General features: G+C 73.1%; 22 protein-coding genes and 1 pseudogene. 12 read left to right on the top strand and 11 right to left on the bottom strand.

Annotation, left to right across the window (positions count from 1 at the left end; genetic code table 11):
- The first annotated feature begins 49 nt into the window (after nt 1–49).
- Nucleotides 50–778 carry a winged helix-turn-helix transcriptional regulator gene (locus tag ACSU6M_RS27155; RefSeq protein ID WP_437073062.1) on the top strand — a complete coding sequence of 243 codons (729 nt, stop codon included), beginning with the start codon at nt 50–52 and terminating at the stop codon, nt 776–778.
- 52 nt (nt 779–830) lie between these two features.
- Here the strand turns inward: ACSU6M_RS27155 and ACSU6M_RS27160 are convergent, their stop codons facing one another.
- The 3 genes from ACSU6M_RS27160 to ACSU6M_RS27170 are packed head-to-tail and all read right to left on the bottom strand — an operon-like array spanning nt 831 to nt 4,437.
- Nucleotides 831–1,631 carry a hypothetical protein gene (locus tag ACSU6M_RS27160; protein WP_437073064.1) on the bottom strand — a complete coding sequence of 267 codons (801 nt, stop codon included), beginning with the start codon at nt 1,629–1,631 and terminating at the stop codon, nt 831–833.
- Nucleotides 1,631–2,887, bottom strand: coding sequence for a VWA domain-containing protein (locus ACSU6M_RS27165; protein WP_437073065.1), 1,257 nt, complete (start codon nt 2,885–2,887; stop codon nt 1,631–1,633). The genes ACSU6M_RS27160 and ACSU6M_RS27165 overlap by 1 nt, the downstream gene beginning before the upstream one ends.
- A 32-nt stretch (nt 2,888–2,919) precedes the next feature.
- Entirely contained in the window at nt 2,920–4,437 is a 1,518-nt protein-coding gene (locus ACSU6M_RS27170; RefSeq protein WP_437073067.1) for an IucA/IucC family protein, read from the bottom strand.
- Between the two features lie 101 nt (nt 4,438–4,538).
- On the opposite strand from ACSU6M_RS27170, the gene ACSU6M_RS27175 reads away from it, so the two are divergent.
- A complete protein-coding gene (locus ACSU6M_RS27175; RefSeq protein WP_437073068.1) occupies nt 4,539–6,053 on the top strand; it encodes an IucA/IucC family protein in 1,515 nt (504 codons plus the stop codon).
- A 50-nt stretch (nt 6,054–6,103) separates the two neighbouring features.
- Here the strand turns inward: ACSU6M_RS27175 and ACSU6M_RS27180 are convergent, their stop codons facing one another.
- Both ACSU6M_RS27180 and ACSU6M_RS27185 read right to left on the bottom strand, forming a co-directional pair.
- On the bottom strand, nt 6,104–8,380 hold the full coding sequence (locus tag ACSU6M_RS27180) for a Dyp-type peroxidase (RefSeq protein WP_437073069.1): 2,277 nt from the start codon (nt 8,378–8,380) through the stop codon (nt 6,104–6,106).
- A gap of 44 nt (nt 8,381–8,424) precedes the next feature.
- Nucleotides 8,425–10,308, bottom strand: a complete 1,884-nt coding sequence (locus ACSU6M_RS27185) for a galactose oxidase-like domain-containing protein (protein ID WP_437073070.1) — start codon at nt 10,306–10,308, stop codon at nt 8,425–8,427.
- A gap of 233 nt (nt 10,309–10,541) precedes the next feature.
- Here ACSU6M_RS27185 and ACSU6M_RS27190 point away from each other — a divergent pair, with 233 nt between their 5' ends.
- The 3 genes from ACSU6M_RS27190 to ACSU6M_RS27200 all read left to right on the top strand — a co-directional run bounded on the left by ACSU6M_RS27190 (nt 10,542) and on the right by ACSU6M_RS27200 (nt 12,272).
- On the top strand, nt 10,542–11,000 hold the full coding sequence (locus tag ACSU6M_RS27190) for a hypothetical protein (RefSeq protein WP_437073072.1): 459 nt from the start codon (nt 10,542–10,544) through the stop codon (nt 10,998–11,000).
- Between the two features lie 70 nt (nt 11,001–11,070).
- Complete coding sequence (locus ACSU6M_RS27195; RefSeq protein WP_437073073.1) at nt 11,071–11,982, top strand: HipA family kinase; 912 nt, start codon at nt 11,071–11,073, stop codon at nt 11,980–11,982.
- Nucleotides 11,979–12,272: a SelT/SelW/SelH family protein gene (locus ACSU6M_RS27200; protein WP_437073075.1), complete on the top strand. Its 294-nt coding sequence runs from the start codon at nt 11,979–11,981 to the stop codon at nt 12,270–12,272. Before ACSU6M_RS27195 ends, ACSU6M_RS27200 begins: the two co-directional genes overlap by 4 nt.
- On the opposite strand, the gene aceB is transcribed toward ACSU6M_RS27200, so the two are convergent.
- Both aceB and ACSU6M_RS27210 read right to left on the bottom strand, forming a co-directional pair.
- The gene (aceB, locus tag ACSU6M_RS27205; RefSeq protein ID WP_437073076.1) at nt 12,262–13,884 is read right to left on the bottom strand and encodes a malate synthase A; all 1,623 of its coding nucleotides are present in this window, start codon (nt 13,882–13,884) and stop codon (nt 12,262–12,264) included. The genes ACSU6M_RS27200 and aceB overlap by 11 nt on opposite strands.
- A gap of 185 nt (nt 13,885–14,069) precedes the next feature.
- Nucleotides 14,070–14,672 (bottom strand): nucleotidyltransferase family protein, encoded by a 603-nt coding sequence (locus ACSU6M_RS27210; RefSeq protein WP_437073078.1) that lies wholly within the window; start codon nt 14,670–14,672, stop codon nt 14,070–14,072.
- A gap of 168 nt (nt 14,673–14,840) precedes the next feature.
- Between ACSU6M_RS27210 and ACSU6M_RS27215 the strand changes: the two genes are divergently transcribed.
- Nucleotides 14,841–15,128 (top strand): DUF5955 family protein, encoded by a 288-nt coding sequence (locus ACSU6M_RS27215; RefSeq protein ID WP_437073079.1) that lies wholly within the window; start codon nt 14,841–14,843, stop codon nt 15,126–15,128.
- Between the two features lie 114 nt (nt 15,129–15,242).
- Here ACSU6M_RS27215 and ACSU6M_RS27220 read toward each other — a convergent pair whose 3' ends face one another.
- Entirely contained in the window at nt 15,243–16,034 is a 792-nt protein-coding gene (locus ACSU6M_RS27220) for an IclR family transcriptional regulator (RefSeq protein WP_437073081.1), read from the bottom strand.
- Between the two features lie 278 nt (nt 16,035–16,312).
- Between ACSU6M_RS27220 and allB the strand changes: the two genes are divergently transcribed.
- Together allB and alc are read left to right on the top strand one after the other, a co-directional pair.
- Nucleotides 16,313–17,650 carry an allantoinase AllB gene (allB, locus tag ACSU6M_RS27225; protein ID WP_437073082.1) on the top strand — a complete coding sequence of 446 codons (1,338 nt, stop codon included), beginning with the start codon at nt 16,313–16,315 and terminating at the stop codon, nt 17,648–17,650.
- Between the two features lie 38 nt (nt 17,651–17,688).
- A complete protein-coding gene (alc, locus tag ACSU6M_RS27230) occupies nt 17,689–18,804 on the top strand; it encodes an allantoicase (protein WP_437073084.1) in 1,116 nt (371 codons plus the stop codon).
- 261 nt (nt 18,805–19,065) lie between these two features.
- Here alc and ACSU6M_RS27235 read toward each other — a convergent pair whose 3' ends face one another.
- Entirely contained in the window at nt 19,066–19,824 is a 759-nt protein-coding gene (locus tag ACSU6M_RS27235) for an SDR family oxidoreductase (protein ID WP_437073086.1), read from the bottom strand.
- A 215-nt stretch (nt 19,825–20,039) separates the two neighbouring features.
- Between ACSU6M_RS27235 and ACSU6M_RS27240 the strand changes: the two genes are divergently transcribed.
- The 3 genes and pseudogenes from ACSU6M_RS27240 to ACSU6M_RS27250 all read left to right on the top strand — a co-directional run.
- Nucleotides 20,040–20,654, top strand: coding sequence for a dihydrofolate reductase family protein (locus ACSU6M_RS27240; protein ID WP_437073088.1), 615 nt, complete (start codon nt 20,040–20,042; stop codon nt 20,652–20,654).
- 177 nt (nt 20,655–20,831) lie between these two features.
- Nucleotides 20,832–21,737, top strand: coding sequence for a DMT family transporter (locus ACSU6M_RS27245; protein ID WP_437073090.1), 906 nt, complete (start codon nt 20,832–20,834; stop codon nt 21,735–21,737).
- A gap of 84 nt (nt 21,738–21,821) precedes the next feature.
- Nucleotides 21,822–21,905 (top strand): annotated as a pseudogene (locus tag ACSU6M_RS27250) (ribonuclease); the annotation flags it as partial.
- Between the two features lie 60 nt (nt 21,906–21,965).
- On the opposite strand, the gene ACSU6M_RS27255 reads toward ACSU6M_RS27250, so the two are convergent.
- Entirely contained in the window at nt 21,966–22,169 is a 204-nt protein-coding gene (locus tag ACSU6M_RS27255; protein ID WP_437073091.1) for a hypothetical protein, read from the bottom strand.
- A 221-nt stretch (nt 22,170–22,390) separates the two neighbouring features.
- On the opposite strand from ACSU6M_RS27255, the gene ACSU6M_RS27260 reads away from it, so the two are divergent.
- Complete coding sequence (locus ACSU6M_RS27260) at nt 22,391–23,617, top strand: histidine kinase (protein WP_437075372.1); 1,227 nt, start codon at nt 22,391–22,393, stop codon at nt 23,615–23,617.
- Nucleotides 23,618–23,837: 220 nt separating this feature from the next.
- Here the strand turns inward: ACSU6M_RS27260 and ACSU6M_RS27265 are convergent, their stop codons facing one another.
- Nucleotides 23,838–24,866: an aldo/keto reductase gene (locus tag ACSU6M_RS27265; protein ID WP_437073093.1), complete on the bottom strand. Its 1,029-nt coding sequence runs from the start codon at nt 24,864–24,866 to the stop codon at nt 23,838–23,840.
- Nucleotide 24,867: the final 1 nt, after the last annotated feature.

Below are 24,867 nucleotides of genomic sequence, written 5' to 3' on the forward strand. Positions count from 1 at the left end.
TACCAAGTGGCCGCTTGGAAAGTCCAACGACATGTCTAGACTGCGTCGCATGTCGCCTCGCCGAAGCTACGACCAGTACTGCTCCGCCGCCCGCGCGCTCGACGCCGTCGGCGACCGCTGGACCCTGCTGATCGTCCGTGAACTCCTCGCCGGGCCCCGCCGCTACACGGACCTGCACGCGGACCTGCCGGGTGTCAGCACGGACGTACTGGCCTCCCGGCTGAAGGACATGGAACGCGAGGGCCTGGCGACCCGGCGCCGGCTGCCGCCGCCCGGCGCGGCCTACGTCTACGAACTCACCGGGCGGGGCCGCGCGTTGCTGCCCGTGCTGCTGGCGCTGGGGGAGTGGGGGCGCGGCGAGCTGGGCGGGCGCAGGCCCACCGACGCGGTCCGGGCGCACTGGTTCGCGCTGCCGCTGCTGGGCCTGCTGGAGCGGGCCCTTCAGGACGCGGGTCTGGTCGAAGTGCGCTTGGAGGAAGGGGACTTCCACCTCTTCCTCGGCGCCGAGGAGGGGCCGGTCTACGGTGACGGACCGGCGCTGCGGGAGCCGGACGCGCGGCTGGTCATGGACGCCGGGACGTGCTCGGCGGTCGTGCGCGGTGAGGTGGGGCTGGCCGAGGCGGTGCGCGCCGGGCGGGTGGAGGTGACCGGGGACGGAGCGATCGCCACGTCCCTGACCGCCAGGTCCCCTGCCGTCACGTCCCTGCCCGCCAAGGCGCTGACCACCGAGTCCCTGACCGTCGATGCGCCGAGGCAGACGTCCCTGAGCGAGGCGTAGGACAGCGCGGGGCCCGCCGCGCAGGGCAGCGCGCGGCGGGCCCGCGGATGTGTCAGACCCCCGGCGGAACGTGCGGAGGCCGTCCCGCCCCCCGCGTCAGCCGGTAGCCGCCGATCCCCGCGAGGGCGGCCAGCACGCCGCCCGCGGCGGTCCAGATCCAGCGGTCGGACCACCAGCCGGAGGACCAGCCGTCGTCGGGATCGACGGCGGACAGGACCGCCTCGGCGTCGTCCACGCCCTCCGCGTCGGACGTCATCGCGACACCCGGCACCAGCGGCTCGCCGAGCGAGCCGTCCACCGCGGCCGCGCCGCCCATGTCCTTGGACTCCACCCGCACCTCGGCGTCCACCGGGAGGCCCCGGTCGGCCGTGGTCAGGCCGACGGCCGTGACGCGGAGGTAGTACGTGCCCGGCAGCGGGTCGTTCGCCCACGGTTCGGACCAGGCGCGCACGGTGCGCAGGACGCAGGCCAGCTCCACGGAGGAGGTGCCGGGCGCGGCCGTGCGGGTCTGCATGCCGTACTGGCAGGGCTGGCGGCGGCGCAGGCCGTCGTAGACGTCGACCTGCCAGGTCTGGGCGGCGTGCGCGTCGGGCAGCTTGACGGTGGCCCGTACGGTGGGCCGCTGACCGGAGTCGGCGGGGAAGGACCAGTACAGGTAGTCGCCGGTGGAGCCGCTCGCGGTGGCGGTCTGGGCCTGCTCGATCTCCGTCGCCGTGCGGAAGGAGGTGCCCGCCTGGGTGGGCGCCCCGCCGTCCTCGGACGGGCTCGCGGACGGGGTCGGGTCCGCGGCGGCGGGCGCGGCGGCCAGCAGCGGCAGCAGCACGGCCGCGCCCAGCATCCTTGCGATACGCATCAGTTGGTCCTCCAGACCGCGATCCGCCAGCGCGACAGCCAGCCCCACAGCAGACCGGCCACGAACCCGGTCAGGATCAGCGCGCCCAGCAGCCACCAGCCGCGCCCGAGACCGAAGGAGGCCACGTCGTCGGAGTCACCGGGGCCGTCGACGACGTCCACGGTCAGCTCCAGCGGGAGGCCGGGCGTGGTCTCGACGCCGGAGGCGGCGGAGAAGGAGTGGGTCACCTGGAGGCAGACGCCCTCGGTCGGCGCCTCGTCGTCGTCCGCCTTCGGATACCGCAGACCCGTGGAGATCACGTCGGTACGGCCGTCGCCCGCCGCCTCACCGCGCACGATCTCACGGCCGGGCACGGTCACCGCCCGCAGCAGCACACCGTAGGAGGGCGCGACGGCCCGGTCGGCGGCCACGCTCACCGAGGCGCGCAGCTCCTGGCCCGGCTCCAGGTCCACCCGGTACCAGCGCTGCTGCCCGAACTCCGCGCGGTCGCTGTACAGACCGGACGTCAGCGTCGGTGCCCCGGCGCAGGCACCGGCACCCTCGGTGGCCACCGGCGTCACCACCGGGTCGGCCGCGCGGTCCACCAGGTCGCTGACCTTGTCGGACAGTTCCTCGGTGTGCTCCACCGAGGTGTACGTGCCGCCGGTGGCCTCGGCGATGCAGCTGAGCTGCCGGCGCATCTTCGCGTTGGGCACCAGGCCCAGCGTGTCGATGGTCAGGCCGATGCCCTTGGCCGCGATCTCGCGCGCCACCTCGCACGGGTCGAGCGGGGCGCAGGTGTCCTCACCGTCGCTGATCAGCACGATCCGCTTGGAGCCGGTGCCGCCCTCCAGGTCGTCGGCCGCCTTCAGCAGCGCCGGGCCGATCGGGGTCCAGCCGGTCGGGTTCAGCGTGGCGACCGCGGTCTTGGCCTCGGTCCGGTCCAGCGGGCCCACCGGGTAGAGCTGGGCGGTGTCCTTGCACCCCGTCTTCCGGTCGTCACCGGGGTAGTTGGCGCCGAGCGTGCGGATGCCGAGCAGCACCTCGTCGGGGGTGGCGTCGAGCACCTCGTTGAACGCCTGCTTCGCCGCCGCCATCCGGGACTGGCCGTCGATGTCCCGGGCCCGCATCGAGCCGCTGACGTCGAGGACCAGGTTCACCTTCGGCGCGGTGGCCGTGGTCTCGTCGGCCACGGCCCCGGTCGGGACGGCGATCCCCGCGGCCAGGGCGGCGAACAGGACGCACACTCCTGCCGCCGACCGTTTTCTTGTGATCATCGGCGGATCTTATTGACCCGAGGTGCCGGTCATCAAAACGGGGTGTCCGCCAGCGGGTTCGGCAGGGCCGTCCACCGGTCGCCGGGCGCCCCCGGCGACAGGCGCATCAGGGTCAGCGCCTTCGTCGGCACCGGTTCCGCGGTGAGCGCGGCGAGATCGGAGGTGCGCGGCAGATCCCGTACGACCGCCGCCAGCGCCGTGCCCAGCGCCCGCCCCGAACCCGCCGTGGCCGCCAGCGCCCCCGCCACCAGCGAGCCGAACAGCTTGCGGCGCAGGGCCGTCACATCGTCCGTGAGGATCCGCTGCGGCATGCCCTCGGGCAGCGGCAGCCCGCCGCGTGCCGCACGGGCCGGGCTCACCCGGATGTCGGCCAGATCGCGGTAGACCAGCCGCAGCGGCGCGCCCGTCGGCGACAGCACCACCAGCAGGTTCTGCCCGTGCGCCTCCAGAGCCACGCCCCGCTCCAGCAGCCGCAGCCCCACCGTCAGCGCCAGCCGCGCCAGTTCGGCCAGCCAGGCCGGGTCCCGCGGCAGCCCGGTCAGCCCCAGCGCGGCGACCGGCACCACCCGCTCGCCCGGCCCCGCGTACACCGCCGGCGACTCGCGCAGCATCGCCGCCAGGTCGGGGGAGTCGGCGGTGACCGCGCCCAGCGTGCGGGTGACGTGCAGCAGCCCCTCCGAGCGCGCCGCGAGGCCCTCGCCGAACGCCGACAGCGCCGCCGAGGCGGTGATCGAACCCACCGAGATGTCCCGCACCGACGAGGTCAGCCGGGCGCTCAACGCCGTCTTGACATGCGGACCGTCGGGCAGCGCCAGGGTGCGCAGCGACATCAGCGGCCGGGCGGCGGGCCCCGGACCGCCCTGCTGCTTCAGGACGTGCGCCGCCTGCCAGGGGTGCACCGGGATCAGCGTCCGCCCGCCGTCGCGCAGCGGAGCCGGCCAGTGGCCGGACACCAGGCACTGCTCCGCCGGTACCGGAACCAGCCTCAGCTCCACCACCGGGCCGTGCTCCGGCGCGTAGGCGAGCTGGTCGGCCACCGTGAAGCCGGGCCGGGAGCGGCAGTTGGGGTGGTACGGATGCCCGTCCACGACCCGGCGCTCCCACTCCCAGTCGCTCACCGGCACATCCCCGTCGCAGACCAGGCGGTTGGCCCGCGACAGCGCCAACGACGCCGCGCTGTGGTCGACCTCGGCGGCCAGCGCCGCGGCGTGCGGCACCGCCAGCGCCCGCGCCAGCAGCGCCGGATCGTCGTAGGCCACCCCGTCCAGCAGGACGCCGGTGACATACGCGTCGGTGGCGTACGGGTCCGAGGCCGGCCCGTGCAGCGCCCGGCCGTCGGCCAGCCGCAGGGTCAGCCCCTCCCGGCCCGGCTCCCGGCGCTCCACCCACGGCATCGGGTCGTGGACCAGACCGCGCCACAACCGGGTGAGCACCGCGGCGCGCGCGCCCGGCAGTTCGGCCGTGAACCGGGGCAGCAGATCGGGGCGCACGGCGGCCAGCTCGGCGGCCATGGAGGCCGCGGCGGCCTCGGCGTCGGGGGGTCGGTGCACGGTCGGGGCTCCTCGGGTACCTGGGATGGTGAGCGTACGACGGTCACAGCGGGCCGTGACGGCAGCGATACTGATCGTCTCCGAACGACCGTAGGGAACGAGTGGATCGCGTGGACCTCCTGCCCCCGCACACCGGCGACGACGCCGCACAGCGCGACGCCGTCTCCGCGCGCGCCGACGCCTGCGCGGCCGCACCGCTGCTGAACTGCCTGCTGCGGGAGGTCGCCCACCCCCTGGGGAACGGTGTGCACCGGCTGTCCGGCACGGACCGGCTGCTGCGGGTGCGCGGCACACGCAGGCCCGCCGACCCCGAGCTGTTCGCCGACGGCGCCTGGCACCGGCTGGACCACGCCGGGCTGGTGAAACTCGTCGCCGAGGAACTGACCCGGCACACCGGCCGCCCCAACCACGACCTGCCCGCCGAGATGACCGACAGCCGGGACACGGTCGCCGCCCTGCTCGCCGCCCGCGCGCGGGCCACCCCGCCCGACGACCTCTATCTGCTCTCGGAGCAGTCCCTGGTCACCGGGCACCCGCACCACCCCGCCCCCAAGGCCCGCGGCGGCGGCCCCACGGCGACCTGGCTGCCGTACGCGCCGGAGGCACACGCCCGCTTCCCGGTGACCCTGCTGGGGGTGCGCGCGGACGAGGTGGCGGAGGAGGGCGACACCACCGCCCTCGACACCCTCGGCGCGGCCCCGCCCGGCTACCGGCTGCTGCCCGCCCACCCCTGGCAGCTGGACCTGGCCGCACACCGGCTGGCCCCCGCCTTCGCCGACGGCCGGCTGATCCGGCTCGGCACGACCGATCACCCGCTGTGGCCGACGGCGGCCGTCCGCACCCTGTACACGCCCGAGCGCGATCTGTTCCTGAAGTTCAGCCTGGACGTCCGCATCACCAACGACATCCGCCGCCTCTGGCGCCACGACCTGCTGAAGCTGCGCCGCACGGACGCGGCCGCCGCCGACGCCTTCGCGCAGTCGCGCACCGGGGCCGGCTGGCTCAGCGACCGCGGCTACCGCACCGCCCGCTTCGCCTTCGAGGAACTGGCCGTCCTGGTCCGCGACGGCTTCACCGGCCGTCTGCGCCCCGGCACCACCCCGCTGCTCGCCGCCGCGCTGGTGGAGGGCTTCCCCGGCAGTCCGCTGGACCGCCTCACCGACCCGGCGCCCTGGTGGGAGGCGTATCTGCGCGCGGTCGTGCCCCCGGCGCTCGCGGCCTTCGCGGACCACGGCGTCGTCCTGGAGGCGCATCTGCAGAACACCCTGGTCGCGGTGGATGCCGACGGCACCCCCGTCCAGGCGCTGTACCGGGACGCCGAGGGCGTGAAGCTGCTCGCGGACGTCGAGCGGGCGGCCGGCTGGGAGCGGCTGGTGTACTGCCTGGTCGTCAACCACCTCGCCGAGCTGGCCGATGCCCTCGCCGAGCGGCACCCGGACTTCGAGCCCTGGACCGCCGTACGCCATGAGCTCGCCCGCCACGACCTGCCGGAGGCCGCCGCCCTGCTCACCGCGCCCACCCTGCCCGGCAAGACCAACCTGCTGCTGCGCTGGACCGGCGCGGACGGCGCCGACGCCCGCTACCGGCCGGTGCCCAACCCGCTGGCCGCCCGCTGACACGGGCAGGCCCCCCGGGACGGCGTCCCGGGGGGCCTGGCGGGGCGGGGTCAGCCCGTGAGCGGGCGGTCCGGATGCACCACGGCGTCGGCGTGCGCCGAGCCGTCGGCGACGCTGATCACCCGGTACCGGCCCCCGTGGAAGACCCAGTACCAGTTCTGGGCGCTGCCCGGCTGCCGGCCCGGGACGGGCTGGACGGCGTCGACGTGCTCCACCCCGTTCAGGGAGGTCCACAGGGCGATGGCGCTGTCCTCGCTCTCGCGGCGGTCCCGGTAGCCCCCGGCCTGGAGGGAGATGATCCGGTACCGCTGACCGGCGGGCGTGGTGTGGAACACCCAGTAGTAGTACCGGCCGTCACCGCCGGGCTGCTTGTCGGGGATCGGCAGCACCGCGTCGACGTGGGTGACGGGGTCGGGCGCGGCGGCGAAGGAGCTCCACTGGCTCAGCGGCCTCGCCCGGTTGCCCTCCGACCTGATCCGGGGCGGCTCCTGACGGTCCACCAGGACATGACGGTAGTACTGCCTGCCGTCCTCACCGGTGAAGAACAGCCAGTGGCTGGACTCACCGTTGACCTCCTGCCGGTCGGGGACGGGCCAGGAGGCGTCGACGCGCTTGATGTCGGTGAAGTTGTCCCAGAACGACAGCGGCTGCGCTGCCGCACCGTCCGCGGCGAGGGAGGCGTCCCCGCCGCGCACGGTGGAGGTGAGCGGGACCACCTTGCCGCCCCGGAAGGCGAGGTGGCGGTCCGGGTGCTCCGGGTGCGGGACCACCGCGTCGACCGGCCGCGCCTCGGGGTCCGGGCCGGGGCCCGGGACCTCGCTGCCGCCCTCCAGCCGTCCCTGGCTGAGTCCGCGCAAGGTGCTCAGGGAGGGGCTGAACGCGTACACCGCGCCCTCGGTGCGTACGAACGGACGGAAGCCGAGCGTGGTGGTCTGCCGTTCGCCCGCCGCGTTGCGGCTCTCGAAGCTGACCTTGCCGTCGTTCACATCGGTCAGCTGCCCGCTGACCATGGGGTCGGGACCGGGCCGGTCGGGGCGGTCGTGCGGGAAGTCGGGGTCGTTGACCCAGTCGGCCTGGACGAACTCGAACTGCCGCACCAGGTCGGCCTGGTAGCAGATGAAGACGAGCCCACGGGGGTCGTCGGCGCCGCCCCCCTCGCCCTGGGTGGGGTTGAAGGGCCGGCCGTAGGGGATGCCGCGGCGGATCATGCGCCGCTCGTCCATGAACTTCTCGTCGACGAGCTCTCCCCCGTCGACCAGACCGTCGCGCGGGTTGGTCTTGCGCAGGTGGGAGAAGAGCGGGGTGACCAGACCGTCGGGGTCGTCCTTGAAGCTGATGTCGTTGTCGGGCGCCGGCTCCGGCTTCCCGGTCGGCTTCATGGGGCAGTTGGCGATCGAGGCGCCGGACGGCCAGCGGCCCACCAGACGGGCGGCGAGCCATTCCTGGGTGGTCTTCTCGTCCACCGCCTTGGCCGCCTTGAGCCGCTTGAGCTCGGTGGTGACCTGCGCCCACCAGCCGGGCACGTCCTGGTGGAGGCGGCGGAAGACCTGGAAGGAGCCGTTGCGCATCCAGGGCGGGACGCCGGAGGGCCGTACACCGTCGCCGTGGGCGTCGACGACGAACTTGTCGGCGGAGATCAGCCGGGTGCCGGGGTGGCCCAGCACATAGCCGGGGCGCTGCGGGTCCTCCTCCTCGAAGCCGCGCACGCCCGGCTCACTGACGCCGTCCTTGAAGCCGAAGTGCTCCTTGCCGGCGGCGTCGCCGGGCAGGGTGGCCCCGTCCTGCTGGAAGACCACGACCGCCCCGGCGCGGGAGGCGGCCTCACGCTGCCGGGACAGCTCGTTCCTGAGGTCCTCCTCGGTGTCGGAGGCGATCGTCAGGACGGCGTGGACGGTGCGCGCGTGGTCGTAGCCGAACAGCCAGTTCTTCGGGTCGCTGTCGTCGGTGTCGCCGAGGGCCAGCGCCCGGTCGGCCGCGCCCTGGACGAACGCCTCGACGGTGCTGCCGCCGGGCACGGAGTCGAAGACCTTCTCCTTGCCCGTGAAGAACTGGAATCCGGGGTGGGTGAGCGCGAGACCCAGCCAGGTGGCCTTCAGGTGCTGGGGGTCGTCGCCCATCGAGTTGCGCCGGGCCTCGCTGAACCGGCGGTTGAAGTCGGCGACCTGCCGGGTGGTGGCGATCTGCGGGACCAGGTCCTCCAGCCAGGAGCGGGCGGCGGTGACGTCGCCGAACTGCAGGAGGAGCAAGGACACGTTGTCCTTCTTGAAACCGGCCAGGATGTCGCCCTGGATCTCGGTGCTGTCGCGCAGCGGGAGCTGAGCGGGCATGAGTCTCCCTGAGGGTGTCGGGACGGACGGGGGACAGGGCGCGGTCAGGCGCCCGGGCGCAGCTGCACCCACTGGGCGGTGCTGGGCACGCCCGTGTCGTCGAGCAGGAAGAGCAGGTAGTAGCCGGGAGGCGCGTCCTCGGCCGAGGCGGGGGTGCGCAGCACGAGCTTGTTGCCGGCGCGGCTGACGATGGGCAGTTCGAGCCGCCGCTGGCTGGTGTCCACCGAGTGGGTGGAGGTGATGGGCGCCATCAGGACGGCCCGGTCGACCCGCTCCGGGGTGCTGGTGCTGACCCGCAGGTTGGCCGCGTAGCCCTGCGGGCCCGTCGGGACGCCGGACAGCGCCGGGCGGCTTCCCTGGTGCAGATAGGCCGGCTCGTAGATCTCGATCGTGCCGTTCATGTCCGACGTGACGTCGGGGTCGTTGGCGATCTGCTGGAGTTCGTCTCCGGTGACCATGATGCGGCCGTCGGGCAGCAGCACCGCGTTGGAGTGGTAGGCGCGCGGCAGCCGCTGGACCGGGCCGAGGCGCCACCGGCCGCTTTCGTCGCGCAGTTCGATCTGCCGGTACTTCTCGTCGGCGTTGGGGTTGTACGGCCCGTTGCCGTAGTCGCGGATGTCGTAGCCGCCGTTGACGGTGAACAGCGTGCCGTCGGGCAGGATCAGCGTGTCGTCCTGGGTGCGGCCGAAGGCGCGCGGGGTGTCCTTGGTCCAGCGGCCGCCGGAGAACTTGTAGGTGTTGGGGTCGTTGCGGTTGCCGCCGAGGATCAGCACCGAGTCGGGGCCGTCGGTGCCGTTGGGCAGGGCGACGGCGGAGCCGTAGTTGCGCGAGCCGCCGTCGGGGCGGTTGGGCAGCTTGCGGCTGGTCTCCGCCTGCGGGTCGAAGACGTACTGCTCGTCGTAGTTGCGTCCGAAGCCGTAGATCAGGCCGTCGCGCAGCGAGAACAGATGCGGGTAGTCGACCGAGAACTCGGCCTTGACGGGCCACTTGTCGAGCGACTGGCCGCGGGGCTTGGTCCCCGGGTCGTAGGCGACGGGCGTGCCCTTGGCCGGGAAGCGTTCGATCGACTTGGACAGCACGCCCCAGCCGATGTCGCCGTGGCCGGAGGTGATGAACTGCCGGCCGTCGGCGCCGGTCACGACGGTCGGGTACCAGCGGCCCTCCGCCATGTCCTTCTGCTGGAGCCACTCCTCCTTCCACGGGTCGAAGATCAGGGCGAGGCGGGCGCCGGAGCCGTGGTTGCCGCCGAGGTTGCCGCCGAAGACGCCCACCATGCCGTTGGGCAGGTAGGAGTGGCCCGCGCAGAAGATCGGCGCGGGGCGCGGCTCGTCCTTGCCGTCGTCCATGGTGAGGACGGGTGGCGGCACGGCCTTGAAGGCGGACGCCCTGGTGCCCTCCCTCGGGTCCCAGACATAGGCGCGTCCGGCGTTGTCCCGGCCGATGACCTCGGTCGGCGCGGTCTCCTTGTTCGGGCTGTCCTCGACGGGCTCGAAGGAGAACAGCAGGACCTTGCCCGTGGGCAGCAGCGCCACGTGGTCGCCGAAGTCGGGGCTGGGGAAGTACTCGGTGAACTTGCCCCAGGTCCTGGCGTCGAACGCCTCGTTGATCTCCTTCTGGGTCGCGGTGTGCCGCTTGAGGCTGCGGATCCGCATCGGCTGCGGATAGCCGTGGTCCATGGCCCGCATGCCGATGCGGTCGCGGGCCAGCTGCTCGGCGGCGTGCCGGCCGAGGGCCTCGACCTCGGCGGGGCGGACCTCACGGCGGATCTGCTCGTCGGTGATACGGATGCCGCCCGGCCGGGCGGGGGACACGCGGGCCGGGGCGGACTCGGTGCGGTCGGACGGGACGGAGGCGCCGGCGGGCGCGGTGGCGGACAGTGCGATCGCGGCACAGCCGACCGCGAGTGCCCATCTCCCTCTGCGGGACATCAGGCTCCTTAAAGAGCGCAGGGCGGCCACCCGGACAGGGCCGGGTGATCACGCTGGGTGACTGAACGGGGCGAGTAGATCACACAACGTAGCGATTTGTGGGCTGGTGTCCGACCGGAACGATTCGGCATGGACCGTTGGGGTGTCACTGTGCGTGTCCGGCGGGAGCCCGATCGGCGCGCTGCTAGCAATGGCCCCACTGCGCATCCCCCGCTCCAAGGAGGACCCCTGCCATGCCAACGACTCGGGCCGCACTCGCGGCCGTCGCGGGTGCCGTGACCCTGCTCGGCCCCTGCGTCACCCCGGCCACCGCCCTGGCCGCCGACCCGCCCCAGCCGCCGCGCCACATCACCGGCAAGGTGATCCGAGGCGGCGCCGACGGCCGCCCCCACCAGCTGTTCTGCCCCGCGCCCTTCCACGCCTACAGCGGTGGCTTCACCGTCAAGGCCCGCAAGGGCGCCCGCCTCATCGAGGAACCCGCCGACCTCCTGCAGAGCCGCCCCAACGACAACGCCACCGGCTGGATCGTCGCCGTACGCAAGGGGCAGTACGTCGAGCCGCAGCACCCCCATCCCCATCCCCACCCGCACCCCCACCACCAGCAGCGGCGCACGCCCGCTCCCCGGATCGAGACTGCCGATCTCGTGATCCACGTCGTGTGCACCCAGGACATGCCGATGCACGGCATGTGACCGGGCGCCCGGACCGCCGGCGCCTCGTCCCGTGCCGGCGGTCCCGCGGCGCTGAACTACCCTGGCCGGTGTGCTGCGCGACGTGACTGCTGTTCGATACGTGACCCCGCTGCGCTCCGGCGGCTCGGTGCCCGCAGTGGTGGAGGCCGACGACCTCGGCACGTACGTCGTGAAGTTCACCGGCTCCGCGCAGGGCCGCAAGGCGCTGGTCGCCGAGGTGATCGTGGGCGAGCTGGCCCGCGCGCTCGGACTGCGCTTCCCCGAGCTGGTCCTGGTCCACTTCGACCCGGCCGTCGCGGCGCACGAGCCGCACCAGGAGGTGCGCGAGCTGCACGGGGCGAGCGCCGGCGTCAACCTCGGCATGGACCATCTGCCGGGCGCCCGCGATTTCACGCCCGAGCTCGCCAAGGTCTTCCCGGTCGATCCGCTGGAGGCGGGCCGGATCGTCTGGCTGGACGCGCTGACCGTCAATGTCGACCGTACGGTGCACAGCTCCAACCTGATGGTGTGGCCGACGCTCGGCACGGTCCCGCCGCGCCTGTGGCTCATCGACCACGGGGCCGCCCTGGTCTTCCACCACCGCTGGGACGGCGCCGACCCCGCCAAGGTCTACGACTTCCGCCACCACGCCCTCGGCCACTACGGCCCCGACGTACGCGCCGCCGACGCCGAACTCGCGCCCAAGGTCACCGAGGAACTGCTGCGCGGGATCGTCGCCGAGGTCCCGGACGCCTGGCTCACCGGGGGCGATTTCGCCACCCCCGACCAGGCGCGAGAGGCGTATGTGAGCCACCTCCACGCGCGTGTGCGCGCCTCGGAGCGGTGGCTGCCCACCGACTTCCCCAGCCGGGAGGAGCTCGCCGCCGAGGAGGCGCTGCGGACGGCGCGCAACCAGCAGGAACGCCCCGCGTGGCTCAAGCAGGTCCCCGATCTGCACGGCAGGCCCGCGGCCGAACAGGATTGGTCGGTGCACCTCGGATGAGCGCTCGGGTCCAGATCGAGTACTGCACCCAGTGCCGCTGGCTGCCGCGCGCGGCCTGGCTGGCGCAGGAGCTGCTGACCACCTTCGAGGCAGAGCTCGACGAGCTGGCGCTCAAGCCCGGCACCGGCGGGGTGTTCGTCGTGCGGGTGGGCGACGAGGTGGTCTGGGACCGCCGCGAGCACGGCTTCCCGGAGCCCACGGCGGTCAAGAGGGCCGTACGCGACCGAGTGGCCCCGGGAAAGACCCTGGGCCACTCGGAGAGGCTGGGGAAGGGGGACGTCAGCCGGTGAGCCGCTCGTACGCGGGCAGCGTCAGGAAGTCCGCGTAGTCGTCGTCGAGGGAGACCTCCAGGAGCAGGTCGTGCGCCTGCTGCCAGTGGCCGGCCGCGAAGGCGTCCTCGCCGATCTCGGCGCGGATGCGCGCGAGCTCCTCGGCGGCGACCTTGCGGGCGAGCTCGGCGGTGGCCTTCTCGCCGTTCTCGAACTCGACGCCCGCGTTGATCCACTGCCAGATCTGCGAGCGGGAGATCTCGGCGGTGGCCGCGTCCTCCATCAGGTTGAAGATGGCGACCGCGCCGAGCCCGCGCAGCCATGCCTCGATGTAACGGATGCCGACCTGGACGGCGTTGACCAGTCCGTCGTACGTCGGCCTGGCGTCCAGCGAGTCGATGGCGATCAGGTCGGCCGCCTCGACATGGACGTCCTCGCGCAGCCGGTCCTTCTGGTTCGGCTTGTCGCCGAGCACCTTGTCGAAGGACTCCATGGCGATCGGGACCAGGTCGGGGTGGGCGACCCAGGAGCCGTCGAAACCGTCGGCGGCCTCACGGTCCTTGTCGGCGCGGACCTTCTCGAAGGCGACCTTGTTGACCTCGGGGTCCTTGCGCGAGGGGATGAACGCCGCCATGCCGCCGATCGCGTGCGCACCGCGCTTGTGGCAGGTGCGCACGAGCAGTTCGGTGTACGCGCGCATGAACGGGGCCGTCATCGTGACCGCGTTGCGGTCCGGCAGGACGAACTTGGCGCCGCCGTCACGGAAGTTCTTGACGATGGAGAACAGGTAGTCCCAGCGGCCCGCGTTCAGCCCCGAGGCGTGGTCGCGCAGTTCGTAGAGGATCTCCTCCATCTCGTAGGCCGCCGTGATCGTCTCGATCAGCACGGTGGCGCGGATGGTGCCCTGCGGGATGCCGACGTAGTCCTGGGCGAAGACGAACACGTCGTTCCACAGGCGGGCCTCGAGGTACGACTCGGTCTTCGGCAGGTAGAAGTACGGGCCCTTGCCGAGGTCCAGCAGACGCCGGGCGTTGTGGAAGAAGTACAGGCCGAAGTCGACGAAGGCGCCGGGCACGGGCCGTCCGTCGACCTGGAGGTGACGCTCGTTCAGATGCCAGCCGCGGGGCCGCATGACGACGGTGGCGAGCTGGTCCTGGGGCTTGAGGGCGTACGACTTGCCGGATCCGGGGTCGGTGAAGTCGATGGTGCGCGTGTAGGCGTCGATGAGGTTGATCTGCCCGGTGACGACGTTCTCCCAGGTGGGGGCGGAGGCGTCCTCGAAGTCCGCGAGCCAGACCTTGGCGCCGGAGTTCAGGGCGTTGATGGTCATCTTGCGGTCGGTGGGGCCGGTGATCTCGACGCGGCGGTCGTTCAGGGCGGCGGGGGCGGGGGCCACCTTCCAGGAGTCGTCCGCGCGGATCGCGGCGGTCTCCGGGAGGAAGTCGAGCGTGGAGGTGCGGGCGATCTCGGCGCGGCGCTCCGCCCGGCGGGCGAGGAGCTCGTCACGCCGGGGCGTGAACCGCCGGTGCAGCTCGGCCACGAAGGCGAGCGCCGCATCGGTGAGGACCTCCTCCTGCCGGGGCAGGGGCTCGGCATCGACGATGGCCAGCGGAGACGGCGCTGGTGCGGACATGAGCGGTCACTTCCTTCAGCGGTGGCACCGGGTGCCTGGAGGTACGAATAGGGAGGATTCACACCCGCTGTGCGGTCGAGTGCTTCTGAGCAGTGGATAGTAGTTTCCTCATTGTGGAACTTCAATGGTTTGTTGATATCGAGATTCTCTGGGTCGAGGGAAGGTGGCGCTCGGTGCCACCTCGTTCACTCAAGGTGTCCCAGATCGTCCTCGGTGTCGATGTCCCGGGCGGCGGCGATGTCACCGCACTCCACCAGCGTGACCTCCTGCGCGTGCTCCCGCAGATAGGCGCGGGCGCCCTGATCGCCCGTGGCGGCGGCCGCGACGCCCGCCCAGTGCGCGGCCCCGAACAGCACCGGATGGCCCCGTGCGCCGTCGTAGGCGGCCGCGACGAGGGAGTCCTCACCCGCGTAGGCGGCCCGCACCCGCGCCGTCGCGGCGGCCCCCACGCCCGGCTGGTCGACCAGCGACACCAGCGCGGCCCGCGCCCCCGATCCGTGCAGCGAGGCGAGCCCCGCCCGCAGCGAGGACCCCATGCCGTGCTCCCACCGCGGGTTGTCCACCAGCACGCACCCGCTCAGCTCCGCGCGCTCGCGTACGGCGTCCGCGGCCGCCCCCAGCACGACATGCACCCGCGTGCAGCCGGCCGCCCGCAGCGCCGCCACGGCGTGCTCCACCAGGGGCCGTCCGCGATGCATCAGCAGGGCCTTGGGCCGGCCGCCGAGCCGGCGCCCGCCGCCGGCGGCGAGCACGAGACCGGCGACGGGGTCCTCGATCGGTTCGCTCATATGTCCTGCATACCTGACGCCACGTCAATCCGAGGGCGCCCGGCAGGGCGGAATTTCGCGCCCATCGCTGGCGGACCGCGCACCCGGTGGCGTTTACTGACCGGCGAACCGCGGGGGTCGGGGCGGGCGAGGGGGAGGACTGTGTTGCGGAGCTTAGGGCAGAGGCCAGTGACCGGCAGCGACGAGGACCCCAGAGTGGCGGGACTGCGCACAGCGGTCTCCCGGCTGCGCCGCGAACTGGCCGCCCACCCGGCCGACTTCCCCGACCGCGCCATCGCCGAGGACGAACTCGCCGCCCTGGCCGCGATGGCCGCCGGGGGCACCCCGGAGATCCCCCGCCTGCGCAGCTCCCTGCTGCTGATCGCGGGCGCGATCGGCTCGGTCAGCGCACTGCGGCGGGGCCTGACGGACGTACGGGACGCGGTGGAACTGTTCGGGGAGGCGAGGGGATCTTGAAGGCGCCGGTGAGGTGATGTGGTCAGGGGCGCGGGGAACTGCGCGAACGACCCCCACGCACCCGCACCCGCGAACGCACGGCAGCGCCCTGTTCTTCAGGCGCCCCCGACTCCCTCACGCCCCGGAACTGGCCAGCGCCTGGGACAACTCGGCGGCCACCTGCTGCAGCACCGGCACGATCCGCTCCTGTGCCTCCTCCGTCACCCGCCCCGCGGGCCCGGAGATGGAGATCGCCGCCGCGGTGGGGGAGTCCGGCACGGACACCGCGAGGCACCGCACCCCTATCTCCTGCTCGTTGTCGTCGACGGCGTACCCGATCCGCCGCACATCCTCCAGCGCGGCCAGGAAGCCGTCCGGCGTGGTGATCGTCTTCTCCGTCGCGGCCGGCATCCCGGTCCGGGCGAGCAGCGCGCGCACCTCGTCGTCCGGCGTGTTCGCGAGCAGCGCCTTGCCCACACCCGTGGAGTGCGGCAGCACCCGCCGCCCCACCTCGGTGAACATCCGCATGGAGTGCTTGGACGGCACCTGGGCGACATAGACGATCTCGTCGCCGTCCAGCAGCGCCATGTTCGCCGTCTCCCCGGTCTCCTCGACGAGCCGCGCGAGATACGGCCGGGCCCATGTGCCCAGCAGCCGCGACGCCGACTCCCCGAGGCGGATCAGCCGGGGCCCGAGGGCGTACCGGCGATTGGGCTGCTGACGGACGTACCCGCAGGCGACGAGCGTCCGCATGAGCCGGTGGATCGTCGGCAGCGGCAGCCCACTGCTGGCCGAGAGCTCGCTGAGCCCGACCTCGCCCCCGGCGTCCGCCATCCGCTCCAGCAGATCGAAGGCGCGCTCGAGTGACTGGACCCCGCCGGTGGCGGACTTCGCGGAGTCGGTGGTGCTGGCGCTGGACGTCGGCACGGCGCGTTCCTTTCGGGACTGGCAAGAGGGCAGAAGACTACCCGGCAGTCGGTTGACTGCCCGCTTGTGCGTAGCTACGTTCTGCTTGACGGAATTGTATTTCCGCTTTGTGGAAACGTCCAGGAGAGGCCACCTCGGGTGCACTGTGGACAGTGTGCCCTTGACGGCGCCCCGGCGGACGTGAAGACTCCGTCACCAGTAGCTTCAACAGAACGTTGAATTCCGTCACGCGGAAGCACGCGTCCGCGGAAGTGCAACGCGGCAGAGAGGGGTCCCGGGTGTCCGACGCTGAACTGGTCCTGCGCTCGACGCGCGTCATCACGCCCGAGGGGACGCGCGCGGCCTCGGTCGCGGTCGCCGACGGCAGGATCACCGCCGTACTGCCCCACGACGCGCCCGTACCGGACGGCGCCCGTCTGGAGGACCTCGGCGACGACGTCCTGCTGCCCGGCCTGGTCGACACCCATGTCCATGTGAACGACCCCGGCCGCACCGAGTGGGAGGGCTTCTGGACCGCCACGCGCGCGGCGGCGGCCGGCGGCATCACCACCCTGATCGACATGCCGCTCAACTCCCTGCCCCCCACCACGACCGTGGAGCACCTGCGGGTGAAGCAGGACGTGGCCCGCGACAAGGCGCACATCGACGTCGGCTTCTGGGGCGGCGCCCTGCCCGACAACGTCAAGGACCTGCGCCCGCTGCACGAGGCCGGTGTCTTCGGCTTCAAGTGCTTCCTGTCGCCGTCCGGCGTGGAGGAGTTCCCGCACCTGGACCAGGACCAGCTCGCCCAGTCGATGGCCGAGATCGCCTCCTTCGACGGCCTGCTGATCGTGCACGCCGAGGACCCGCACCACCTGGCCGCCGCCCCGCAGCACGGCGGCCCCAAGTACGCCGACTTCCTCGCCAGCCGCCCCCGCGACGCCGAGGACACCGCCATCGCCCAGCTGATCGCCCAGGCGAAGCGGCTGAACGCGCGCGTGCACGTCCTGCACCTGTCCTCCTCCGACGCGCTGCCGCTGATCCGCGAGGCCAGGGCCGAGGGCGTGCGCATCACCGTCGAGACGTGCCCGCACTACCTCACCCTGACCGCCGAGGAGGTCCCGGACGGCGCCAGCGAGTTCAAGTGCTGCCCGCCCATCCGTGAGGCCGCCAACCAGGACCTGCTCTGGGAAGCCCTCGCCGACGGCACCATCGACTGCGTGGTCACCGACCACTCCCCGTCCACCGCCGACCTGAAGACGGACGACTTCGCCACCGCCTGGGGCGGCATCTCCGGCCTCCAGCTCAGCCTGGCCGCCGTCTGGACCGAGGCGCGCGAGCGCGGCCACAGCCTGGAGGACGTCGTCCGCTGGATGTCCGCCCGCACCTCCGAGCTGGCGGGACTCACCCACAAGGGCGCCATCGAGGCGGGCCGCGACGCCGACTTCGCCGTCCTCGCCCCCGACGACACCTTCACCGTCGACCCCGCCGCCCTCCAGCACCGCAACCGCGTCACCGCGTACGCCGGCAAGACCCTCCACGGCGTCGTGAAGTCGACCTGGCTGCGCGGCGAACGCATCGTCGCCGACGGCGAGTTCACCGAGCCGAAGGGACGCCTCCTCACCCGGACCGCCTGAATCCCACCCACGAGCCACGAAAGGAAGAACTGATCACTGTGACGGCGATACCCAGCTTCACCGGCGACGCGAACCCCTACGGAGGCGGCGACCCGTACGCGGACTACCGCACCGCCGACTTCCCCTTCACCCAGTACGCCAACCTCGCCGACCGCCAGCTCGGAGCCGGGGTCATCGCCGCCAACGACGAGTTCTTCGCCCAGCGCGAGAACCTGCTCGTACCCGAGCGCGCCGAGTTCGACCCCGAGCACTTCGGCCACAAGGGCAAGGTCATGGACGGCTGGGAGACCCGGCGCCGCCGCGGTGTCTCCGCCGAGCACCCGTGGCCGACCGCCGAGGACCACGACTGGGCGCTGGTCCGGCTCGGCGCGCCCGGCGTGATCCGCGGCATCGTCGTCGACACCGCCCACTTCCGCGGCAACTACCCGCAGGCGGTGTCGATCGAGGGCACGTCGGTACCGGGCTCCCCGTCCCCCGAGGAACTGCTCGGCGACGACGTGAAGTGGACGACCCTCGTCCCGCGCACCGCGGTCGGCGGCCACGCGGCCAACGGCTTCGCCGTCTCCGTGGAGCAGCGCTTCACCCACCTGCGCGTCAACCAGCACCCCGACGGCGGCATCGCCCGCCTGCGCGTGTACGGCGAGGTCGTGCCCGACCCCGAGTGGCTGTCGGTGCTGGGCACCTTCGACGTGGTCGCGCTGGAGAACGGCGGCCAGGTCGAGGACGCCTCCAACCTCTTCTACTCGCCCGCCACCAACACCATCCAGCCGGGCCGCTCCCGCAAGATGGACGACGGCTGGGAGACCCGCCGCCGCCGCGACCAGGGCAACGACTGGATCCGCTACCGCCTGGCGGCCCAGTCCCAGATCCGCGCCGTCGAGATCGACACGGCGTACCTGAAGGGCAACAGCGCGGGCTGGGCCTCGGTCTCGGTCAAGGACGGCGAGTCCGGAGAGTGGACGGAGATCCTTCCGCGCACCCGCCTCCAGCCCGACACCAACCACCGCTTCGTCCTGCCCACCCCGGCCGTCGGCACCCACGCCCGCGTGGACATCTTCCCCGACGGCGGCATCTCCCGCCTCCGTCTCTTCGGCTCCCTGACGGAGTCCGGCGCGGCCGGCCTGGCGGCCCGCCACCAGGAGCTGGGCGGCTGACGCGGGGAGACTCCGGGACCGACGCGGGGGCCTGAGCCGCCGACGCCGGGACCTGAGCCGCCGGCAGCGAAGGCTCCGGCGGCCGGCGTCGACGCTCCGGCGCCCGGCGCCGGAACCGGGCGTCCGGCGCCGGACCGGGCGTCAGGCGCCCGGACCACGACTGCGGGGCGCACCGGCCTGGACAGCACTGGTGCGCCCCGCCTCGTCGGTCACGCCGGCCGGCCGCAGCTCCCGCGCCCGCTCCGCTCGGCCTTCGGAGGTCTACGCCGCGTGGCCGCCGTCCACCGCGAACTCCGCGCCCGTGACGTACGCCGCGTCCGGACCGGCGAGGTAGGCGACCATGGCGGCCACCTCGTCCGCGGTGCCGAAGCGGCCCAGTGCCGTCATGGCGGCCTGGCCCGCCGCGTACGGGCCGTCGGCCGGGTTCATGTCGGTGTCGGTGGGGCCGGGGTGCACCACGTTCGCGGTGATCCCGCGCGGGCCGAGCTCGCGTGCGAGGGCCTTGGTGAGCCCGGTGAGGGCGGCCTTGGCGGTCGTGTAGAGCGTGCCGCCGGGACCGGGAACCCGCTGGGTCATGCAGGTGCCGATGGTGATGATCCGGCCGTTGCCGTCGGTCATGCGCCCGGCAGCCGCCTGGGAGGCGAGGAAGACGCCGCGCACGTTCACGCCGAGCACGCGGTCGATGTCGGCGAGCGTCAGGTCGGCCAGCGGGGCGAGCACGCCGACGCCCGCGTTGTTCACCAGGACGTCCAGCCCGCCCAGCGCGTCGGCCGCGCCGTGCACCGCTCCGGCCGCCTCCGCGGCGTCCCCGGCGTCCGCCCGCAGGGCCACCGCCCGGCGCCCCAGCGCCTCGACGGCCCGTACGACGTCGTCGGCCGCCTCCTTGCCGTTCACATAGGTCAGGGCCACATCGGCCCCGGCCCGCGCCAGCCGCAGCACGGTCGCCGCGCCGATGCCCCGGCTGCCACCGGTGACCAGGGCCTTGCCGCCGTTCAGAAATGCTGAGTTCGTCGTTGTCATGCGTCCATCCCAGCGGCCGGCGCGCCGGAAGGCTGGCGGCGATCGGACATCGACCACGTCGGCCCGCCACCGGATCTGAAGCGACGGTTCTTCCTGGCGCACCCGCCGACGGGAGGGCTCTGGTCGACGCACGCCGGCTGAACCGATGAGTTGCGGGGCCCGACGGGGTCTGACCTGATGACAGCAGACCCCATCCCCGGAAGAAGGCACCCGACATGGGCAGGATCGTCTCGCAGATCTTCGTCACCCTCGACGGCGTCTACCAGGCGCCCGGCGGCCCCCAGGAGGACACCCGCCACGGCTTCGAGCACGGCGGCTGGGTCGCCCCCTACATCGACGGCGACTTCGGCGCCTTCGTCGACCAGGTCTTCGCCCGCCCCGCCGCCTTCCTCCTGGGCCGCCACACCTACGAGATCTTCGCCTCCTACTGGCCGAAGGTCACCGACCCCGCCGACCCGGTCGCGGGCAAGCTCAACGCGCTTCCCAAGTACGTCGTCTCCTCGACGCTGGGCGACCCGGCCTGGGCCGGCACCACCGTGCTCCGCGGCGACCTCGCCAAGGAGATCGGCTCCCTGAAGGAGCGCACCGACGGCGAGATCCAGATCCACGGCAGCGGCGCCCTCGTCGCCTCGCTGCTGGACCTGGGCCTCCTCGACACCGTCCACCTGCTGACCTTCCCGGTCGTGCTCGGCGCCGGCCTGCGTCTGTTCCGCGAGGGCAGCCTGCCGACCGCGTTCCGGCCGACCGGCGGCACGGTGACCTCCGCGGGCGTGACCATCCAGACGTACGACGTGGCGGGGCGCCCCCGGTACGGCACCGTGGGCGAGTGACCGCCCCCCTCGCGGGCACGTCGGACGACCGGTCCTTCCGTCATCCCGGCGGCCGGTCGTCCGCCCCCTGGAAAGCCCTGGCCGAAAGATCGTCCACGCCGGTACGGTGACCCTCCCCGTGCGAGCCGCCGCCGTCTCCACACCTGTTCGTCCCTGGAGACCGGGAGCCGCAGCCGCATGTCGACGACGATCGCCGTACCCCGCCCCGTGGCGCCCCGCGCCTGGCTGACCGACCTGCCGCTGCTCCTGGTGGCGGCGGTGTGGGGCGCGAGCTATCTGGCCGCCAAGGACATCACCACCGCCCGGACCGTCCTCGCGGTCCTGGTGCTGCGCTTCGCCGTGGTCCTGCCGGTGCTGGTGCTCGCCTCCTGGCGGGCCCTGCGGGCGCTGAGCGCCGCCCAGTGGCGCGGCGCCGGTCTCCTCGGTCTGATCCTCAGCGGCATCTTCCTGCTGGAGACGTACGGCGTGGTCCACACGTCGGCGACCAACGCGGGCCTGATCATCAGCCTGACGATGATCTTCACGCCGCTCGCCGAGGCCGCCGTCACCCGCACCCGCCCCTCTCGGGCCTTCCTCGGCGCGGCCGCCCTGTCGGTGCTCGGCGTCGTGCTGCTCACCCAGGGCGGCGGCTTCACCCGTCCGGCCGCCGGCGATCTGCTGATGCTGCTGGCCGCCCTGGCCCGGACCGTACACGTCCTGGTCATGGCCCGGCTGACGTCGGTGCGGGACGCGGGCGCGCTGCCGCTGACCACGGTCCAACTGGGCACCGCGGCCGTGGCGTTCGCGCTGCTGTCGACCGGCGCCGAGGCGACCGCGTGGGCCACCGCGGCGGGCTTCGGGGCGAGGGAGTGGGCGGGGCTGCTGTTCCTGTCGGCGTTCTGCACCCTGTTCGCGTTCTTCGTGCAGATGTGGGCCGTACGCCGCAGCTCCCCGTCACGGGTCAGCCTGCTGCTCGGCACCGAGCCGCTGTGGGCCGCCGCGACCGGCATCGCCCTCGGCGGGGAACGACTCGGCGCCCTCGGCCTGCTCGGTGGGGCGCTGGTGCTCGTGGGGACCGGGTGGGGACGGCGGGCGGCAGGTTAACTTCCTGAAAACTCATCGGACGTGCCGGGAAATTCGGTGTACATGTCATTGACGTGGTGCGCTCTACGCGCGTCAAATGGGGCCATGCGATTCCCCCCACGGATCACACGCGCCGGTGCTGCCGCCGCGCTTCTGTCCGCCGACCTCCTCGGCGGCACCGTCACCACCGGCCACTGCGTGTCGTCCGGCCCCATCGACCACGACTGCTGACCGGCGCCCACCGGGCCGCTACGACCGCTCGGACCGGGTCTCCGCGAAGGCGAACAGCGCGATCGCCAGCACCACCAGAGCGACGCTCGCGTAGATCTCGTAGCCGTCGAGGAACGCGGCCCGCCGCACGAACCCCACGTCCCAGTGGACCCATTCGTGCAGCAGACCGAGGACGCCCTGCACCAGGGCGATGAATCCGAGCAGCTCCAGCACCTGTTTCATGGTCACGACCCTCGCCCCGCGGACCCCCCACGCACATCGGCCGCGGGGCGAGACCCTTTCGACGGAAGTCGCCGGTCACGGCCCTGCGGTGCGCCGAAAGTCGGCGACGGTGCGACATGAGGAGGCGATGGCGCGACGTAAGGAGACGGCCGCCCGCGTGGAGAGGTGACGGGGCGTGCGCCTGCGTAGATTTGTCGACCGTGAGGAGTGACGGCACGCAGATGACGGGGCCGGCGTTCGAGGGACGCCGGTGGCTGTTCCCGTCCGCCGTGATCCACGAGCTCGACCCGGACGCCGTACGGCCCGGCCGGCGGCCCCGGCGCACCGCACGGGACTGGCTGGTCGACTTCAGCTGCTTCCTGCTGGCCGTCGGCGTCGGCCTGCTCGCCGCGGACGCCCTGCCCGCGGAGGACCTGCCCGCGCCCGTCGCCGCCCTCGACCAGTGGCTGGGTGCCCTGTCCTGCGCCGCGGTGTGGCTGCGCCGGCGCTGGCCGGTGGGGCTGGCGGTCGCCATGGTCCCCGTGGGCTTCCTGTCCGTCACCGCGGGCGGCGCCGTCCTGATCTCCGTGTTCACCCTCGCCGTGCACCGGCCCTTCCGGTACGTGGCCTGGGTCGGCGGCGTCTCCATGGCGCTGCAGCCGCTCTACTACTGGCTCCGGCCCGAGCCCACCCTGCCGTATCCGGTGGCCGTGGCCTTCGCCGTGCTGCTCACCGTCGTCGTCGGCAGCTGCGGTCTGCTCGTCCGCTCCAAGCGCCAGCTGATGCTGAGCCTGCGGGACCGCGCCCGCCGGGCCGAGACCGAGGCGCAGCTGCGGGCCGAGCGGGCGCAGCGGCTCGCGCGGGAGGCGATCGCGCGGGAGATGCACGACGTCCTCGCGCACCGGCTGACGCTGCTCAGCGTGCACGCCGGGGCGCTGGAGTTCCGCCCGGACGCGCCCCGCGACGAGATCGCGCGGGCGGCCGGAGTGATCCGGGAGAGCGCGCACGACGCCCTCCAGGACCTGCGGGAGATCATCGGCGTCCTGCGCGCGGGCGAGCCCGACGACGCGGGCCGCCCCCAGCCGACGCTCGCCGCCCTGGACACCCTCGTCGCCGAGTCCCGTGAGGCCGGCATGAAGGTCACGCTCGCCCAGCAGGTGACGGACCCCGCCGAGGTGCCGGCGTCCCTCGGCCGCACCGCGTACCGCATCGCCCAGGAGTGCCTGACCAACGCCCGCAAGCACGCCCCCGGCGCCGAGGTCACCGTCACCGTCACCGGCGCCCCCGGCGACGGCCTCACGGTCACCGTCCGCAACCCCGCCCCCGACGGGGACGTCCCGCCCGTCCCCGGCTCCGGCCAGGGCCTGATCGGCCTCACCGAACGCGCCACCCTGGCGGGCGGCCACCTGCACCACGGGCCCACCGCGGAGGGCGGCTTCGAGGTACGGGCGTGGCTGCCATGGGGATGACGGTACGGGCGTGGCTGCCCATGGGGATGACGGTACGGGCGTGGTTGCCCATGGGGATGACGGTACGGGCGTGGTTGCCCATGGGGACGACGGTACGGGCCTGGTTGCCCACGGGGACGACGGTACGGGCGTGGCTGCCCACGGGGACGACGGTACGGGCGTGGCTGCCCACGGGGACGACCTGGCCGCCATGGGGGCGACGGGGGTGCGCACCCCTGCGTCACCGCCCCCGCGGCACCACCCTGCGCCCCGCCTCGCCGTACACCCAGGGGGCCGTCTGCTCGATGAACTCGGTGGGGAAGCCCGGCCGGAAGCCGGTCGTCTCCTCCAGGGCGGCGCGCACCTCGGCGGGCAGGGTCAGCCCGGCCGCACCGAGGTTGTCCCGCAGCTGCTCGGCCCGGCTGGCGCCGACGACCGGGTGAACGGCGGGGGAGCGGGACATGGTCCAGGCGAGGGCCACCTGCGCGGCGGACACACCGAGTTCGTCCGCCGCCGCCCGGACCGCACCGGCCACGGCATGGTCCCGCTCGCTGAGCGCGTCGGCCGACAGCCGCGTCGTCTCGCCGGCGCGGACACCGCCGGGCCGGGTGTACTTGCCGGACAGGACCCCGCTCGCCAGCGCCCCCCACGCCGCCACCGACAGCCCCGACTCCTCGGCCATCGGCAGCAGTTCCCGCTCGGCATCCCGGTTCAGCAGGCTGTACGGCACCTGGATGCCCGCGAACTCGGTCCACCCCCGCAGCTCCGCCAGCGTGTTGGCGCGCGCCACCACCCACGCGGGCGCGTCCGAGACGCCGACGTACAGCACCTTCCCGGAGCGGACCGCGTCGTCCAGGGCCCGCATGGTCTCCTCAAGGGGCGTGTTGCGATCCCAGATGTGCACCCAGTACAGGTCGATGTAGTCGGTGCCGAGCCGGCGCAGGCTCGTCTCCAGCGAACGGGTCAGGTTCTTGCGGTGGTTGCCCGAGGCGTTGGGGTCCGAGCCGTCCCGCGACAGCGTGTACTTCGTGGACAGGACGAACCGGTCCCGCCGCCCCCGCAGCAGCTCGCCCACGATCCGTTCGCTCTGCCCGCCGCCGTAGTTGACCGCGGTGTCGACGACGTTGCCGCCGGCCTCCGCGTAGACGTCGAGAATGCGCGCGCACTCCTCCTTCGCCACCCCCTTGCCGTCCTCCTCACCGAAGGTCATGGCGCCGAGGAACAGTTCGGAGACCCGCAGCCCGGTGCGGCCCAGCAGTCGGTAGCGCAAG

It is taken from the genome of Streptomyces sp. enrichment culture (genome assembly GCF_964272895.1).
GTDB lineage: Bacteria > Actinomycetota > Actinomycetes > Streptomycetales > Streptomycetaceae > Streptomyces.

Excerpts from the sequence above, each read along its gene's own strand:
- ACSU6M_RS27155 (WP_437073062.1), top strand. The coding sequence starts at position 50 with ATGTCGCCTCGCCGAAGCTACGACCAGTACTGCTCCGCCGCCCGCGCG.
- ACSU6M_RS27160 (WP_437073064.1), bottom strand. The coding sequence starts at position 1,631 with ATGCGTATCGCAAGGATGCTGGGCGCGGCCGTGCTGCTGCCGCTGCTG.
- ACSU6M_RS27165 (WP_437073065.1), bottom strand. The coding sequence starts at position 2,887 with ATGATCACAAGAAAACGGTCGGCGGCAGGAGTGTGCGTCCTGTTCGCC.
- ACSU6M_RS27180 (WP_437073069.1), bottom strand. The coding sequence starts at position 8,380 with ATGCCCGCTCAGCTCCCGCTGCGCGACAGCACCGAGATCCAGGGCGAC.
- ACSU6M_RS27185 (WP_437073070.1), bottom strand. The coding sequence starts at position 10,308 with ATGTCCCGCAGAGGGAGATGGGCACTCGCGGTCGGCTGTGCCGCGATC.
- ACSU6M_RS27190 (WP_437073072.1), top strand. The coding sequence starts at position 10,542 with ATGCCAACGACTCGGGCCGCACTCGCGGCCGTCGCGGGTGCCGTGACC.
- ACSU6M_RS27200 (WP_437073075.1), top strand. The coding sequence starts at position 11,979 with ATGAGCGCTCGGGTCCAGATCGAGTACTGCACCCAGTGCCGCTGGCTG.
- aceB (WP_437073076.1), bottom strand. The coding sequence starts at position 13,884 with ATGTCCGCACCAGCGCCGTCTCCGCTGGCCATCGTCGATGCCGAGCCC.
- ACSU6M_RS27210 (WP_437073078.1), bottom strand. The coding sequence starts at position 14,672 with ATGAGCGAACCGATCGAGGACCCCGTCGCCGGTCTCGTGCTCGCCGCC.
- ACSU6M_RS27235 (WP_437073086.1), bottom strand. The coding sequence starts at position 19,824 with ATGACAACGACGAACTCAGCATTTCTGAACGGCGGCAAGGCCCTGGTC.
- ACSU6M_RS27240 (WP_437073088.1), top strand. The coding sequence starts at position 20,040 with ATGGGCAGGATCGTCTCGCAGATCTTCGTCACCCTCGACGGCGTCTAC.
- ACSU6M_RS27245 (WP_437073090.1), top strand. The coding sequence starts at position 20,832 with ATGTCGACGACGATCGCCGTACCCCGCCCCGTGGCGCCCCGCGCCTGG.
- ACSU6M_RS27255 (WP_437073091.1), bottom strand. The coding sequence starts at position 22,169 with ATGAAACAGGTGCTGGAGCTGCTCGGATTCATCGCCCTGGTGCAGGGC.
- ACSU6M_RS27260 (WP_437075372.1), top strand. The coding sequence starts at position 22,391 with ATGACGGGGCCGGCGTTCGAGGGACGCCGGTGGCTGTTCCCGTCCGCC.